Here is a 12850-nt window from a genome sequence, read left to right on the forward strand (position 1 = left end):
CCGCATCAGGAGAGGCATGGATCGCCGACCAGGCAGAAACTATACGCGCGCCGGCGCCGTCATCCTGCTGACCCTCGGCTGCCTCTACGTCCTGCGCCCCTTCCTGGCCGCGATCCTGTTCGCGGCCGCCGTCGTCATCTCGTCCTGGCCGCTGTACCAGAAACTGCTGCTGCGCCTGCGCGGCCGGCGCACGCTCGCCGCGCTCACGATGACGCTGTCCCTCACGCTGCTCGTGATCATCCCGCTGGCGCTGGTCGCGTACAACCTCGCGGACAACGTGGCGTCGTCGTTCGACCAGATCCGCGCCGCGCTGAACCAGGGCGAGCTGCTGCCGCCCGCGTGGGTGCGCGAGATCCCGCTCGTCGGCGACCAGCTCGATAACTACCTGCGCCAGCTCGTCGCCAGCCGCGAGCGCATGATGGAGCTGGCGCGGCGCATGGTCGAACCGACCCGGCACGCGCTGCTGTCCGGCGGGTTGATGCTGGGTGCCGGCGTCGCGCAGATGAGCCTCGCCGCGTTCGTCAGCTTCTTCTTCTACCGCGACGGCGAGACGCTGACGGCCGTCATCGGCGCCGCCATGCGCCGCATCATGGACGAGGAGGCGGCCTCCGTCACGGAGATCGTCAGCCAGACCGTGCGCGGCGTGATGTACGGCCTGCTCGGCACGGCGCTGGCGCAGGCGCTCGTCGCGGCGCTCGGCTTTTCCATCGCGCGCGTGCCGGCGGTGCCGCTGCTGTCGGTGCTCGTGTTCGTGTCGTCGCTGATCCCCGTCGGGCCCCCGATCGTGTGGGGCGGGGCGGCCGTCTGGCTGTTCACGCAGGGCGAGACGGGATGGGGCATCTTCATGCTCGTGTGGGGCTTCTTCCTGATCAGCGGCGTCGACAACGTCGTGCGTCCGATGCTGATCAGCCGCGGCTCCAGCCTGCCGTTCCTGCTCACGCTCCTCGGCGTGCTGGGCGGCGTGATGGCGTTCGGCTTCGTCGGCATGTTCATCGGTCCGACCCTGCTCGCGGTGGGCTATTCGCTGATGAGCGGGTGGACTCATACGCGCGACCCGATCGTCAAGCAGGACGGCGACGGGGCCTAGCTGCTCGCGCCCTTGTGCATACCGGATCGCTTGCTTGTCGCGGCGATCATCCACATAACCCTGCCGTCGTGGACCTGGTAGGCGATCGCGTTCGGTTGCGCGTCCGCCGCACGGACGAGGGCCACGCCCGGAAAGTCCGGCAAGGGGACGTATTCGCACACGGGGTTGGCCCGCAATTCCCGTTTCGTCGGCACGATCCTGTTCTTCAGCCGGCCATTCGCGGCCGCCAGCGACATGCCGATCCTGAAATCGCCGAAGCCGGACGGGCGCAATAACGGCGCCCCATGCCCCGCTTGGCTCCAGGACATCAGCAGCATCAGCGCCCCGCGTGGATTCGAATCGCAGTCCGGATCGGCGACCCATATAATGGCTGCTCGAACCTTTTGCGAAACGACCCGATGGACCGACTGGCGCTGATGGAAACCTTTGTCTGTACCGTGGAAACCGGGTCGTTTTCCGGCGCGGCGCGGCGGCTGGGCGTGGGCCAGCCGGCCGTGTCGAAAGCGGTCGCGCAGCTGGAAGAGCGCCTGCAGGCGCGCCTGTTGTTGCGCTCCACGCGCGGCCTGACGCCGACCGAAGCCGGCCAGGCCTATTACGAGGCGGCCCTGCGCGCCATCGCGCTGGCCGACGAAGCCGACAGCGCGGCACGCGGCGCCGGCACGGCACTCGCCGGCCGGCTGCGCGTGTGCGCCGCCGTGACGTTCGCGCGCCTGCACGTGATCCCGCACCTGAAGCGCTTCCTGGACGCCCATCCGGCGCTCGACGTCGATGTCGTGCTGGACGACCGCAACATCGACCTGCTGGAGCATGGGATCGACGTCGCCCTGCGCATGGGCGACCTGGGCGACTCGTCGATGACGGCGCGCCGCATCGCCGCCGGCCGCCGCGTGGTGGTGGCGACGCCGCGCTACCTGGCCGGGCGGGGCGTGCCGCGCACGCCGGCCGACCTCGCGCACCACGACACGGTGACGTACCTGCAGGATATCGGCGCGGGCGGCACCTGGTCGTTCCGGCGCGGCGACACGGAACTGTCGGTCGCGGTCGGCGGCCGGCTGCGCGTGAGCGCGGCGGAAGGCGTGCGCGCCGCGGTGCTGGCCGACATCGGCATCGGCGTCGCGTCGGCCTGGATGTTCGGGCCCGAACTGGCGCGCGGCGACGTGACGGCGCTGCTCACCGACTGGGCCCTGCCCACGATCGACCTGTGGGCCGTGTATCCGTCCGGCCGCCTGTCCAGCGCGAAGGCGCGCGCGTTCGCCGCCTTCGTCCAGGACATCATCGAGACAGACGCTCCAGCACCGGCAGCAGGCTCTCCGGCTCCGGCCGCTGCGTATAGTCCGGATTGACCTCGGCGCAGGCGACGATCCCGTCGCGGCCGATCACATAGCGGGCCGGCATCGGCAGGGTCCATCCCGGGTCGCCGTTGAATGCGGGCAGGTCGTTCTTGAGCATCCGGTACAGGTCGACGAGATAGTCCGGCAGCGCGAAGCGCAGGCCGAATGCGGCCGCGACCTCGTTGCCGCCGTCGCTCAGGATCGGGAACGACAAGCCGTTCTGGCGCAGCGACTTGCGGCTGTTGGCGGCCGTCTGCGGCGAGATGGCGACGAGCGAGGCGCCCAGCGCGCGGAACCGCGGCAGCGTCGCCTCCAGTGCCTGCAGCTCGAGATTGCAGTACGGGCACCACACGCCGCGATAGAAACTCAGGACGAGCGGGCCGGCGGCCAGCAGGTCGCGCGACGACACCGGCTTGCCGTCCGGGTCGGGGAGCGTGAACGCGGGCGCGCGGTCGCCCGCCTTGAGCGCCCGGCCGGCCTGGCCCGAGGCGATCAGTTCGGCGGTCGCGCGTTCCATGATCGGGTGGATGTCCGGCGGCGCGAAATACGGCGCTTTGCCGGCCTTGAAGTCGGCCTTGAAGGCATCCAGTCTGGCTTGCAATGTCATGACGGTCTCCTGGTTCAAAGCGCGGGGGCGGCCGGGAAATCGACCGGCACGCCGGTCAGCGCATGCAGGTAGTTGGTGATGATCTTGTCGCCGACGGCCATCACGACGTCGACGAGATTGCCCTCGTCGTAGCCCGCGACGAAAAAGGCGTCCAGATGGTCCTGCGCGGCGCGGCCGCGATTGCGGGCGATGTCGGCCACCAGCCTGGCCAGCGCATCGAGCCGCCGGTCGAATGGCGCGGCGCCCTTGCGGATCTCGATGATCTGGTCGGGCGTGAAGCCGGCCATGCCGCCCAGGACGGTGTGGGCCGCGAGGCAGTAGGCGCACTCGTTGACCTGGCTGACGACCAGGTTGACGACTTCGCGCTCCCTGGCGTTCAGCGAGCTTGCGCCGTTTTGCAAGGCGAGATAGTTGCCGAGCGCATGGTCGGAATGCGCCAGCGTGGCGTACAGATTGGGCACCTTGCCCAGCTTGTCGTCGAGCTGTTCGAAGATGGCGCGGTTGGCCGGAGAGACGGATGCCGCGGTTGGAACGGTAAAGGTTGTCATGGTCGATCCTCGTTGGTGGTTGGGTGGTGCAACGGGATCGACTATGGGCGTTTTGCCCGGCGCGCAGTAGCCGCCGGGCGGGCATACCGCTTATTCCGCGGACAGGGGAACCAGCCGGGTCGGCCGCGCACCGGCCGTCCAGCGCGCCCGCAACCGCATGAACGGCGTCTCCACGCAGCGGTACAGCACCCAGCCGCCGGCCACGCCCGCGGCCATGGGCCGCGCAGGCGCGCGCTGGAAGTCGGTTCGGTCATGAGTTCTCGGGCAGGTCGAAGTACGGGCGGTGAACGGCCCGTCATTCTAGCTGTCGGCGGCGGGCGGCGGAACAGGCATGGCGTCGCGCAGCAATCCGGCGAGCAGGGCGCACGCGGCCTGCGCCTGCGCGGGCGGCACGTTGGTCACGCCCAGCAGCAGGCCGCCAGTCGCGGTATGTGCCTGCGTGCGCCACCACGACAGCGCCGACGGCGCCAGGCCGGCCGCGCGCGCCCGTGCGGCCAGCGCGGCATCGTCCACGCCGTCCGGCAGCGGCAGCAGCACGGACAGGCCGGCCTCCGCATGGGACAGGCCCAGGCCGCGCAGGCCGGCGCACAGCGCGGCGCGCCGTTCGCCGTACACGCGCTTCATGTGGCGCAGGTGGCGCAGGTAGTGGCCGTCGCGCAGGAATTCCTCGATCGCGAACTGGATCGCGGGCGCCGGCGCCGCCGCGCAGGCATCGGCCACGTCGGCGACGGCCGGCGCCAGCGCGGGCGGGACGACGACAAAGGCGACGCGCAAGGCCGGGCTGATGGTCTTGCTGAAGGTCCCGACGTGCAGCACGCGGCCCAGGCGGTCGCGCGCCGCCAGCGCCGGCGTCGCGCGTCCCTGCAACTGCAGTTCGCCCAGGTAGTCGTCCTCGACGATCCAGGCGTCGTGCGCCGCGGCCCAGTCGAGCAGCGCGTGGCGGCGCGCCAGCGACAAGGTCATGCCGAGCGGCGCCTGCTGTCCCGGCGTGACGACGGCCAGCGCCGCATCGCGCGCCCGCGCCATGCCGGCCGCCACGTCGAGGCCTTCGGCATCGACCGGCACCGGCGCCGGCGTCACGCCGTATTGCAGCAGCACGTCGCGCGCCGATGTGTAGCCCGGGTCCTCGACCCACGCGGTACGTCCTTCCAGCCGCAGCGCGCGTAGCGCCAGGCCGAGGGCCGCGGCATAGCCGTTCGCGACGAACACCTGGGACGGGTGGCAGGCGATGCCGCGCGCGATGCCGAGGTAGGCGGCGATGGCGGCGCGCAGACCCGGTTCGCCGCGCGGGTCCGGATATCCCAGCGGCTGCGCGGCCGCCGTGCGCGCCGCCCGCCCCATGATGCGCGACCACGTCTTAAACGGGAACACGTCCTGGCCGGGCACGCCGACCTGGAACGGGGCCGGTGCCGCGCGCCGTGCCGGCGGCGCGGCCGGGCACTCGACGGCGGGCGCGGTGCGCGCGGGCACAGGCTGACGGGCCACGCGCGTGCCGGCCGCGCCGGCCGTGACGACGAGCTGCTGGTCGCGCAGGCTGTCGTAGGCGGCGCGCACCGTGCCGCGCGCCACGCCCAGCTGCACGGCCAGGTCGTGCCAGGACGGCAGGCGGGCGCCCGGCGCGAGGCGGCCGTCGTGGATGGCGGCGCCGATCGCGGCGGCGATCTGGCTCGTGACCGGCGTGCGCGCGCTGCGGTCGATGCGGATGGCAAGGTCGTGGTCCATGCGCGAATGGTACAGCGATCCATGCAATTCTTGCGTCTTTTGCCTGATCCAAGCGGTGATTACGATGAAAGCCTCACCCATCGTCACCCATGAAGGACCGTATGACCCTCTTACGCCTCATCGCCATTGTCGCCACGCTGCTGGCCTGCGCGGCCAACGCCGCCGCGGACGACGGCGCCGCGCGCGCCGCGCGCGCGGGACAACCCCTGATCGGCCAACCCGCGCCCGCCGCCGTCCTGCGCACGCTCGACGGCGGCACCATCGACCTCGCGGCCCGCTACGGCCGCAAGCCCGTCTACCTGAAGTTCTGGGCCACGTGGTGCGTGCCGTGCCGCGAACAGATGCCGGGCTTCGAACGCATCTACCGCCAGTACGGCAAGCGCATCGACGTCATCGCCGTCAACGTGGGCTTCAGCGAGACCGAGGCGGACGTGCGCGCCTACCGCACCCGCCACGGCCTCACGATGCCGATCGCGCTCGACGACGGCAGCCTCGGACGCCGCCTGAACCTGCGCGTGACGCCGCAGCACGTGCTGATCGGCGCCGACGGCCGTATCGCCTGGGTCGGCCACCTCGATGACGCGGCCCTGCACGCCGCGCTGGACCAGGCCGCCGCCGCGCGGCCGGCCGCGGCGCACCCGGTCGCGCTGGCGCCGCAGGCGGCCGCGCCGCGCGTGTTCCGCGTCGGCGACAAGGTCGACGGCATTGCGCTGGCGACGCTCGACGGCACGCCGGCCGCCGTCGGCATGGCAGGCAAGCCCCGGGCGCTCGTGTTCTTTTCGCCTTGGTGCGAGACCTACCTGAGCGCGAGCCGCCCGGCCACCGCCCAGGCCTGCCGCCGCGTGCGCGACGATGCCACGCGCCTCGCGAAGAAGGGCGGGGTGGACTGGCTGGCCGTCGCCGCGCCGCTGTGGACGTCGCCCGCCGAGCTGGCCGACTACGGCCGCGCGCATCCCGGCACGCCGCCGCTCGCGCTCGACCGCGACGGCGCGGCGTTCGCCGCCTTCGGCATCCGCGCGATTCCCAGCGTCGTGCTGCTCGATGCGGACGGCCGCGTGGCGCGCGTGCTGGGACCCGACGAACGGGGCCTCGGCCAGGCGCTGCGCGCCATCGCCAAACGGGGCGCGCCATGATGCGCATCCGGTCCTGGTGCGTGGGCATGGCGTTGCTCGCCGCGCTGGCGGTGCCCGCGTTTGCCGCGCCCGAATTCCTCGATCCCGCGGACGCCTTCCGCATCACGGCCGCGCTGGCCGACGACCACACGGTCCTCGTCGCCGCCAGCATCGCGCCCGGCCATGCGCTGTACCGCGAACGCTTCGCCTTCAGCGCCGCCGGCGCCACGCTCGGCGCGCCGCAGTTCCCGCCGGGGCTGCGCAAGTACGATCCGATCCAGCACCGCGACGTCGAGGTGTACCACGACCGCGTGACGGTCCGCGTGCCCGTGCGGGCGGCCGGTCCTTTCACGCTCACGGTCCGTTCGCAGGGCTGTGCGGACGCCGGCCTGTGCTACCTCCCGCAGGATGCGACGTTCACGCTGCACGCCGCCTCCGCCGCCTCCGCCGCGCCGCCGCAGCGGCTGGCCGCGCAGGACCGCATCGGCCGCGCGCTGGATGACGCCAGCATCGTCGTGATCGTCCCGCTGTTCCTCGCCCTTGGCCTGGGACTGGCGTTCACGCCGTGCATGCTGCCGATGGTGCCGATCCTGTCGGCGCTCGTCGTCGGCGATGGCGGCCGCAGCGGCGGATCGCGTCGGCGCGGCCTGGCGCTGTCGGCGGCGTACGCGCTCGGCATGGCGTTGACGTACACGGCGCTGGGCGTGGCGGCCGGGCTGGCCGGCGAATCCATCGCCGGGGCGCTGCAGACTCGGTGGGTACTGGGCGCGTTCGGTGCCGTACTGGCGCTGCTCGCGTTGTCGATGTTCGGGCTGTACGACCTGCAGCTGCCGCCGGCGCTGCAGGCATGGCTGGCCGGCGCCGCCAATCGTCATCCGGGCGGCCGGTTCGCGGGCACGTTCGCGGCCGGCGCCGTGTCCGCGCTGATCCTCGGCCCCTGCGTGGCGCCGCCGCTGGCCGGGGTGCTCGTGTGGATCGGCCGCACGCGCGACGCGCTGCTGGGCGGCGTCGCATTGTTCGCGCTGGCGGCCGGCATGAGCGTGCCGCTGCTCGTCTTCGGCACGTCGGCGGGGCGCCTGCTGCCGCGGGCCGGCGCGTGGATGGGCACCGTAAAAATTCTGTTCGGCGTCGTGCTGCTGGCGACGGGCTGGTGGATCGTGGCGCCGCTGCTGCCGGCGCGCGTCGCGGCGGTTGGCTGGGCCGTGCTGGGCATCGCTTATGGGCTTTACCTGCTGCGCGGCGGCCGCTGGGCGCGCCATGCGGCGCTGGTCCTCGCGCTGGGGGCGGCGTGGCCGTTGACGTCGGCGTTCAGGGCGCCGGGCGTGGACGGCCCGCGCTTCGCACCCGTCGCCACGACGGCCGCGCTGGACGCCGCGCTGGCGGGCGGCCAGCCGGTGCTGCTCGATTTTTATGCCGACTGGTGCATCGCCTGCCGCGAGATGGAAGCGCGGACATTCAACGTGCCCGCCGTGCAGGCGCGGCTCGCCGGCGTGCGCCTGCTGCGCGCCGACGTCACCGCAGCCGGTCCGGCCGGGCGTGCGCTGCTGAAGCGCTTCGGCCTGTTCGGGCCGCCGGCCGTGCTGCTGTTCGACGGCAGCGGACGCGAGATCGCCGATGCGCGCGTCATCGGCTTCCAGGACGCGCCGGCCTTCCTGCGCACGCTCGACCGGCTCGCCGCGACCGCACCACCAACGAGGACGACACCATGAAGAAATCCGACCTGGCCAGCCTGACGGCGCTGGCCGCGCTGTGGGGCGCATCGTACCTGTTCATGCGCATGTGCGCCGGCGAGTTCGGTGCCATGACGCTGGCCGGTGCCCGCGCCGCCATCGCCGCCGTGTTATTGCTGCCGCTGCTCGCCGGGGACGCGGGCGCGCTGCGCCGGCACTGGAAACCGGTGCTGCTCGTGGGCGTGACGAATTCCGCGCTGCCGTTCGTGCTGTTTGCGCTGGCGGCGCTGGGCATCAATGCCAGCCTGTCCGCGATCTTCAACGCGGCCACGCCGCTGTACGCCGCCGTCATCGGGCGCGTGTGGCTGGGCGAAGCCATCGGCCGCGTGCGCGCCGCCGGGCTCGCGCTCGGGTTTTGCGGCGTGCTGTGGCTCGTGGCGGAAGGCGCCAGCTTCAGGCCGGGGGCCAGCGCCGTCACGACGGGATGGGCCGTACTGGCCTGCGTGGCGGCCACGATGCTGTATGCGTTTTCCGCCCATTTCAGCAAGCGTTACCTGGCCGCCGTGCCGCCGCTGGCCGTCGCCGCCGGCAGCCAGCTGGCCGCCGCGCTCGTGCTGGCGCCGTCCGCGCTCGCCCTGCATCCGCATGCGCTGCCGTCGGCCCGGTCCTGGGTTGCGCTGCTGTGCCTGGGCGTGGGCTGCACGGCGCTCGCGTACGTGCTGTTCTTCCGCCTGATTGACCGCGTGGGCGCGGCGAAGACGATGGCCGTGCCGTTCCTCGTGCCCGCGTTCGGCGTGCTGTGGGGCGTGCTGTTCCTCGGCGAGACGTTTACGACCGCGATGGCCGCCGGCAGCGCCCTGATCGTGCTGGGAACGGCGCTGGCGACCGGCGTGATCAACCCTGCGCGGCAGCGAGCAGCGCATCCGCTTCCGCGGCCCGGCGCGCGGCCGGACGCGAACTGACGCGGTCGATGTAGGCCATGACCTCGGGCAGTTCGGGCACGAGCTTGAACATCGTGGCCCAGCCGAGGGCCGTGCCCCACAGGACGTCGGCCGCGGAAAAGCGCTCGCCCAGCAGCCAGGGGCCGGCCCGCAGCTGGGCCGTCAGCGTGGCCAGCATCGTGTCGTAGTCGCCGTAGGGGCACATCATCGGCGGCGTCGGCTCGCGTTTCATGGCCAGGTCGGTGATCGCCGGCTCGAACGACGAACCGTAGAACGCGAGCCAGCGCAGGTAAGGCCCGCGCAGCGGATCGCCGGGTGCCGGCGCGAGACCGGCTTCCGGGAACAGGTCGGCGAGGTAGATGAAGATGGCCGTCTGCTCCGTGACGAGGGCGTCGCCGTGTCGGATGGCGGGCACCTTGCCCATCGGGTTGACGGCCAGGTAATCCGGCGCGCGCTGCTCGTTCTTCTTGAGGTTCAGCACGTGCAGCTCGTAGGGCGCGCCGAGTTCCTCGAGCAGGCATCGTGCGGCGCCGGAGCGGGAGTTCGGGGCGTGGAACAGGGTCAGGTTCATGGGATCCTCGTGATGGCGGTGAACCGACAGCATAGGCGGGCTTGCCGCCGCCGTCTTGGAAAAACGCGCGCTAGAATGACGCCATGACCACACCACCCACCGTCACGGACCGCGCCAAGGGCGTGGTCGCACCTGGGCTCGCCGGCAAGATGTTCCGCCTCGGGCGCTACCTGCCGCAGCCCGACCTGGCGCCTTTTCTCGACCATTACTGGGTCGTCGAATGGGACTTGCAGGGCCGGCCCGCGCACACGCAGCGCACCTTGCCTTATCCGTGCGTGCACGTCGTGTTCGATCGCGCCCGCACGGGCATCTGGGGACTGACGACGGGCTCCTTCGATTACGAGTTGAAAGGGGCGGGCAAGGTGTGCGGCCTGCGCTTCCGGCCCGGCGCCTTCCGCGCCTTCCTCTGCCGGCCGCTGCACACGATCACGGACCAGGTGCTGCCGCTGTCCGCCGTGTTCCCGTGGGACGAGGCGGCGGCGCAGGACGCCGTGCTGGACACGCCGGATGACGCCGCGATGATCGAGGCGGCGGGCGCGCTGCTGCGCCCCCATCTGCCCGCGCCCGACCCGCAGGTCGACCGGATCGCCGCCATCCTGCGCGCGGTGGAATCGACGCCCGGGCTGACCCAGGTGGAGGCGCTGGCGGCAGCGGCGCACATGAGCGTGCGCAGCCTGCAGCAGCTGTTCAGCGAGTACGTGGGCGTGAGCCCGAAGTGGGTGATCCGGCGCTTCCGCCTGCACGAGGCGGCGGACCGCCTGGCGCAAGGCGCCGCCGTCGACCTGGCCGCGCTCGCGCACGGTCTCGGTTATTTCGACCAGGCCCACTTCACGTCGGATTTCCGGCGGCTGGTGGGCAAGTCGCCGGGGCGGTATCGCGACGAAGCGCGCCAGGCGGCTGCCGGTTAATCGAGGTCGTCCTCGTCCGCCCCGCGCTCCAGCTGCGGAATCACTTTCACGAGCAGGATGCGCGGCCCGTTGGTCTTCTTGACGACGACGTCGAACCTCGGGAATTCGATGCGCTGGCCCTGCTTGGGGATGTCCCCCAGTTTGGCCATCAAGAGGCCGCCGACGGATTCGACTTCGTCCAGGCCCATCGCCTCGTTGTCGATGTCGATGCCGAGCACGCGTTCGAGCGACACGATGGGCAGGCTCGCCTTGCCGATGAAGGTGCCGTCGCCCTGCGGCAGCCAGTCGTTCTCGTTGAGGCGGAATTCGTCGCGGATCTCGCCGACGATGGCGCCCAGCAGGTTGTCGAGCGTGATGAAGCCGACGGGGCGCTTGCCCTTTTCGCCGATCAGCGCGAAGTGCGGGGCGCCGCCGCGGAACCGGCGGAACAGTTCGATCGCCGGCGTGCGCGCCGAGATCAGGTCGACGGGGCGCAGGTATTCCGTCAGGTCGTCGACGTGCTTGCCGGACTGCTCGGCGAAGAACAGATCCTTCAGGTGGATCACGCCCAGCACTTCCTCGCCGTCCGCGTCGAAATACGGGTAGCGCGAGAAGCGGTTGCGGCGCACCGTGTCGAGGTTCTGTTCGAGCGTGCGGCTGGCGTACAGCGCGCTCACCTCGTTAATCGGCCGCATCAGGTCGGCCACCGTGTGCTGGGAAAACTCCAGCGACTGCGCGAGGATGTGGCGCTCGTCGTGCGTGAAGCGCTCGCCCGGCGTGCCCGTGTTGGTGCGCAGGATCAGCTTCAGTTCATCGTTCGAATAATGCGTCTCGTGGCTGCCCACGCCGGACAGGCCGGCGACGCGCAGCACGAGGTTGGCGCTTTCGTTGAGGAGCCAGATGGCCGGGTACATGGCCCAGTAAAAGCCGTACAGCGGCACGGCGCTCCACAGGCCCACCGCTTCCGGCACGCGGATCGCCAGCGATTTCGGCGCCAGTTCGCCCACGACGATGTGCAGGAACGAGATCACGCTGAACGCGACGGCGAACGACACGCCGTGGATGATCTTGGGACTCGTCACGCCGATCAGCGCGAACACGGGTTCGAGCAGGTTCGCGAAAGCGGGTTCGCCGACCCAGCCGAGGCCCAGCGACGCGAGCGTGATGCCCAGCTGGCAGGCGGAGAGATAGGCGTCCAGCTGGCTGTGCACTTTGAACAGGATGCGTCCGCGCAGGCCGCCCGTCTTGGCGATGGCGCGTACGCGTGTCTTGCGCAGGGTGACGATGCCGAATTCGGCCGCCACGAAGAAGCCGTTCAGCGCCACCAGCAGCAGCGCGAGAACGACGAGTAATACATTTTGCATAAACGGTATGTTCGATCCAAAGGCAAAAGTCGAGCTGCATTGTAACGGTCAGGTGCCCGCCACGGTCTTTTGTGACGCCGCGAGGATGGCCTCGACCGCCGGATGCATGATCTTGCGGTCGCTCGAGATCATGTAGAACTGTTCGCGCACGCTCGGCACCGATCCCACGCGCACGGCGCCGAACTGCTCGGCCACGTCGTCCGCCAGCGCGGCCGGCGCGAAGAACAGGCCCAGGCCACGCCGGCCGAACGTGTTGAGCAGGGCGTTGTCCTCGAACTCACCGACCACGTCCGGCCGCACGTGGTGCTGCACGAACCATTCGTCGATCTTGCCGCGCAGGGCATTATTACGTGCCGGCAGCAGGAACGGCGCGCCGTTCAGATTCTGCGGGAACCCCGCGTCCGCGCCGCCGTAGCGCTGCGCGAGCGCGGGCGTGCCCACGACCACCATCTCGCTGTCGAACAGCTGGTGGCTGAACACCTTCAATGTCGCGCCGGCGCGCACTTCACGATCGGTCAGCACGACGTCCAGCTTGTGCAGCGCGAGGTCGGCCAGCAGCGCCTCGAACTGGTCTTCGTAGCAGACGATGCGCACCGGCCGGTCCATCCGCGTGACCGCTTCCAGCATGCGGTAGGCGGTCAGCTTCGGCAGCGAATCGGAGATGCCCACCGTGAGGCGGGTGCGGCCGCTGTCGAATTCGTTCAGCGCTTCCTGCATCTGCTCGCCCAGCAGGAAGATCTGGTCGGCATAACCCAGCGCCAGCCGGCCCGCCTCGGTCAGCACGAGGCGCCGGCCCTGCTGCGCGAACAGCGTCTTGCCCAGCGATTGTTCGAGCAGGGTCAGTTGCGAGCTGACCGTCTGCACGGCGAGCCCCAGGCGCTCGGCGGCGCGCGTGATGCCCCCTTCGTTGGCCACGACCCAGAAGTAGTACAGGTGGCGGAAATTGATGTCGGTTTTCATTATCACGTGAATAACGCAGGTTTTTGCGAAGTAATTCTCAAGTTATCTTC

The 12850-nt window shown here is 70.8% G+C and carries 14 protein-coding genes; 6 read left to right on the forward strand and 8 right to left on the reverse strand.

Annotated elements, in window-relative coordinates:
• The first annotated feature begins 16 nt into the window (after positions 1–16).
• A complete protein-coding gene (locus ACEN9Q_RS01315) occupies positions 17–1087 on the forward strand; it encodes an AI-2E family transporter (RefSeq protein ID WP_495627094.1) in 1071 nt (356 codons plus the stop codon).
• Here ACEN9Q_RS01315 and ACEN9Q_RS01320 read toward each other — a convergent pair.
• Positions 1084–1395 carry a hypothetical protein gene (locus tag ACEN9Q_RS01320; protein ID WP_495627095.1) on the reverse strand — a complete coding sequence of 104 codons (312 nt, stop codon included), beginning with the start codon at positions 1393–1395 and terminating at the stop codon, positions 1084–1086. The genes ACEN9Q_RS01315 and ACEN9Q_RS01320 overlap by 4 nt on opposite strands.
• Positions 1396–1485: 90 nt before the next feature.
• Between ACEN9Q_RS01320 and ACEN9Q_RS01325 the strand changes: the two genes are divergently transcribed.
• Positions 1486–2430: a LysR family transcriptional regulator gene (locus ACEN9Q_RS01325; RefSeq protein WP_495627096.1), complete on the forward strand. Its 945-nt coding sequence runs from the start codon at positions 1486–1488 to the stop codon at positions 2428–2430.
• Here ACEN9Q_RS01325 and ACEN9Q_RS01330 read toward each other — a convergent pair.
• The 4 genes from ACEN9Q_RS01330 to pdxR form a co-directional block, all read right to left on the reverse strand.
• Complete coding sequence (locus ACEN9Q_RS01330; RefSeq protein ID WP_495627097.1) at positions 2360–3025, reverse strand: peroxiredoxin-like family protein; 666 nt, start codon at positions 3023–3025, stop codon at positions 2360–2362. The genes ACEN9Q_RS01325 and ACEN9Q_RS01330 overlap by 71 nt on opposite strands.
• A 14-nt stretch (positions 3026–3039) precedes the next feature.
• The gene (locus ACEN9Q_RS01335; protein ID WP_495627098.1) at positions 3040–3573 is read right to left on the reverse strand and encodes a carboxymuconolactone decarboxylase family protein; all 534 of its coding nucleotides are present in this window, start codon (positions 3571–3573) and stop codon (positions 3040–3042) included.
• A gap of 90 nt (positions 3574–3663) precedes the next feature.
• Positions 3664–3789, reverse strand: a complete 126-nt coding sequence (locus ACEN9Q_RS01340) for a hypothetical protein (RefSeq protein ID WP_495627099.1) — start codon at positions 3787–3789, stop codon at positions 3664–3666.
• An 84-nt stretch (positions 3790–3873) separates the two neighbouring features.
• On the reverse strand, positions 3874–5295 hold the full coding sequence (pdxR, locus tag ACEN9Q_RS01345; RefSeq protein WP_495627100.1) for a MocR-like pyridoxine biosynthesis transcription factor PdxR: 1422 nt from the start codon (positions 5293–5295) through the stop codon (positions 3874–3876).
• A gap of 101 nt (positions 5296–5396) precedes the next feature.
• On the opposite strand from pdxR, the gene ACEN9Q_RS01350 reads away from it, so the two are divergent.
• From ACEN9Q_RS01350 to ACEN9Q_RS01360, 3 genes are read left to right on the forward strand one after another with little or no spacing between them, the layout of a single operon-like run.
• Entirely contained in the window at positions 5397–6428 is a 1032-nt protein-coding gene (locus ACEN9Q_RS01350) for a TlpA family protein disulfide reductase (protein WP_495627101.1), read from the forward strand.
• Positions 6425–8116, forward strand: a complete 1692-nt coding sequence (gene dsbD / locus ACEN9Q_RS01355) for a protein-disulfide reductase DsbD (RefSeq protein WP_495627102.1) — start codon at positions 6425–6427, stop codon at positions 8114–8116. Before ACEN9Q_RS01350 ends, dsbD begins: the two co-directional genes overlap by 4 nt.
• Positions 8113–9039: a DMT family transporter gene (locus ACEN9Q_RS01360; RefSeq protein ID WP_495627103.1), complete on the forward strand. Its 927-nt coding sequence runs from the start codon at positions 8113–8115 to the stop codon at positions 9037–9039. Before dsbD ends, ACEN9Q_RS01360 begins: the two co-directional genes overlap by 4 nt.
• Here the strand turns inward: ACEN9Q_RS01360 and ACEN9Q_RS01365 are convergent.
• The gene (locus ACEN9Q_RS01365) at positions 8972–9589 is read right to left on the reverse strand and encodes a glutathione S-transferase family protein (RefSeq protein WP_495627104.1); all 618 of its coding nucleotides are present in this window, start codon (positions 9587–9589) and stop codon (positions 8972–8974) included. The genes ACEN9Q_RS01360 and ACEN9Q_RS01365 overlap by 68 nt on opposite strands.
• An 83-nt stretch (positions 9590–9672) precedes the next feature.
• Here ACEN9Q_RS01365 and ACEN9Q_RS01370 point away from each other — a divergent pair, with 83 nt between their 5' ends.
• On the forward strand, positions 9673–10497 hold the full coding sequence (locus tag ACEN9Q_RS01370) for a DUF6597 domain-containing transcriptional factor (protein WP_495627105.1): 825 nt from the start codon (positions 9673–9675) through the stop codon (positions 10495–10497).
• Here the strand turns inward: ACEN9Q_RS01370 and ACEN9Q_RS01375 are convergent.
• Together ACEN9Q_RS01375 and ACEN9Q_RS01380 are read right to left on the reverse strand one after the other, a co-directional pair.
• A complete protein-coding gene (locus ACEN9Q_RS01375; RefSeq protein ID WP_495627106.1) occupies positions 10494–11840 on the reverse strand; it encodes a hemolysin family protein in 1347 nt (448 codons plus the stop codon). The two genes, ACEN9Q_RS01370 and ACEN9Q_RS01375, sit on opposite strands and share 4 nt — an antisense overlap.
• 48 nt (positions 11841–11888) lie before the next feature.
• On the reverse strand, positions 11889–12800 hold the full coding sequence (locus ACEN9Q_RS01380) for a LysR family transcriptional regulator (protein WP_056449536.1): 912 nt from the start codon (positions 12798–12800) through the stop codon (positions 11889–11891).
• Positions 12801–12850 lie beyond the last annotated feature (50 nt).

The sequence above is a fragment of the Massilia sp. Masssp93 genome (genome assembly GCF_059491295.1).

Excerpts from the sequence above, each read along its gene's own strand:
- ACEN9Q_RS01380 (WP_056449536.1), bottom strand. The coding sequence starts at position 12,800 with ATGAAAACCGACATCAATTTCCGCCACCTGTACTACTTCTGGGTCGTG.
- ACEN9Q_RS01360 (WP_495627103.1), top strand. The coding sequence starts at position 8,113 with ATGAAGAAATCCGACCTGGCCAGCCTGACGGCGCTGGCCGCGCTGTGG.
- ACEN9Q_RS01335 (WP_495627098.1), bottom strand. The coding sequence starts at position 3,573 with ATGACAACCTTTACCGTTCCAACCGCGGCATCCGTCTCTCCGGCCAAC.
- ACEN9Q_RS01340 (WP_495627099.1), bottom strand. The coding sequence starts at position 3,789 with ATGGCCGCGGGCGTGGCCGGCGGCTGGGTGCTGTACCGCTGCGTGGAG.
- pdxR (WP_495627100.1), bottom strand. The coding sequence starts at position 5,295 with ATGGACCACGACCTTGCCATCCGCATCGACCGCAGCGCGCGCACGCCG.
- dsbD (WP_495627102.1), top strand. The coding sequence starts at position 6,425 with ATGATGCGCATCCGGTCCTGGTGCGTGGGCATGGCGTTGCTCGCCGCG.
- ACEN9Q_RS01315 (WP_495627094.1), top strand. The coding sequence starts at position 17 with ATGGATCGCCGACCAGGCAGAAACTATACGCGCGCCGGCGCCGTCATC.
- ACEN9Q_RS01330 (WP_495627097.1), bottom strand. The coding sequence starts at position 3,025 with ATGACATTGCAAGCCAGACTGGATGCCTTCAAGGCCGACTTCAAGGCC.
- ACEN9Q_RS01325 (WP_495627096.1), top strand. The coding sequence starts at position 1,486 with ATGGACCGACTGGCGCTGATGGAAACCTTTGTCTGTACCGTGGAAACC.
- ACEN9Q_RS01365 (WP_495627104.1), bottom strand. The coding sequence starts at position 9,589 with ATGAACCTGACCCTGTTCCACGCCCCGAACTCCCGCTCCGGCGCCGCA.
- ACEN9Q_RS01375 (WP_495627106.1), bottom strand. The coding sequence starts at position 11,840 with ATGCAAAATGTATTACTCGTCGTTCTCGCGCTGCTGCTGGTGGCGCTG.
- ACEN9Q_RS01320 (WP_495627095.1), bottom strand. The coding sequence starts at position 1,395 with ATGTCCTGGAGCCAAGCGGGGCATGGGGCGCCGTTATTGCGCCCGTCC.
- ACEN9Q_RS01350 (WP_495627101.1), top strand. The coding sequence starts at position 5,397 with ATGACCCTCTTACGCCTCATCGCCATTGTCGCCACGCTGCTGGCCTGC.
- ACEN9Q_RS01370 (WP_495627105.1), top strand. The coding sequence starts at position 9,673 with ATGACCACACCACCCACCGTCACGGACCGCGCCAAGGGCGTGGTCGCA.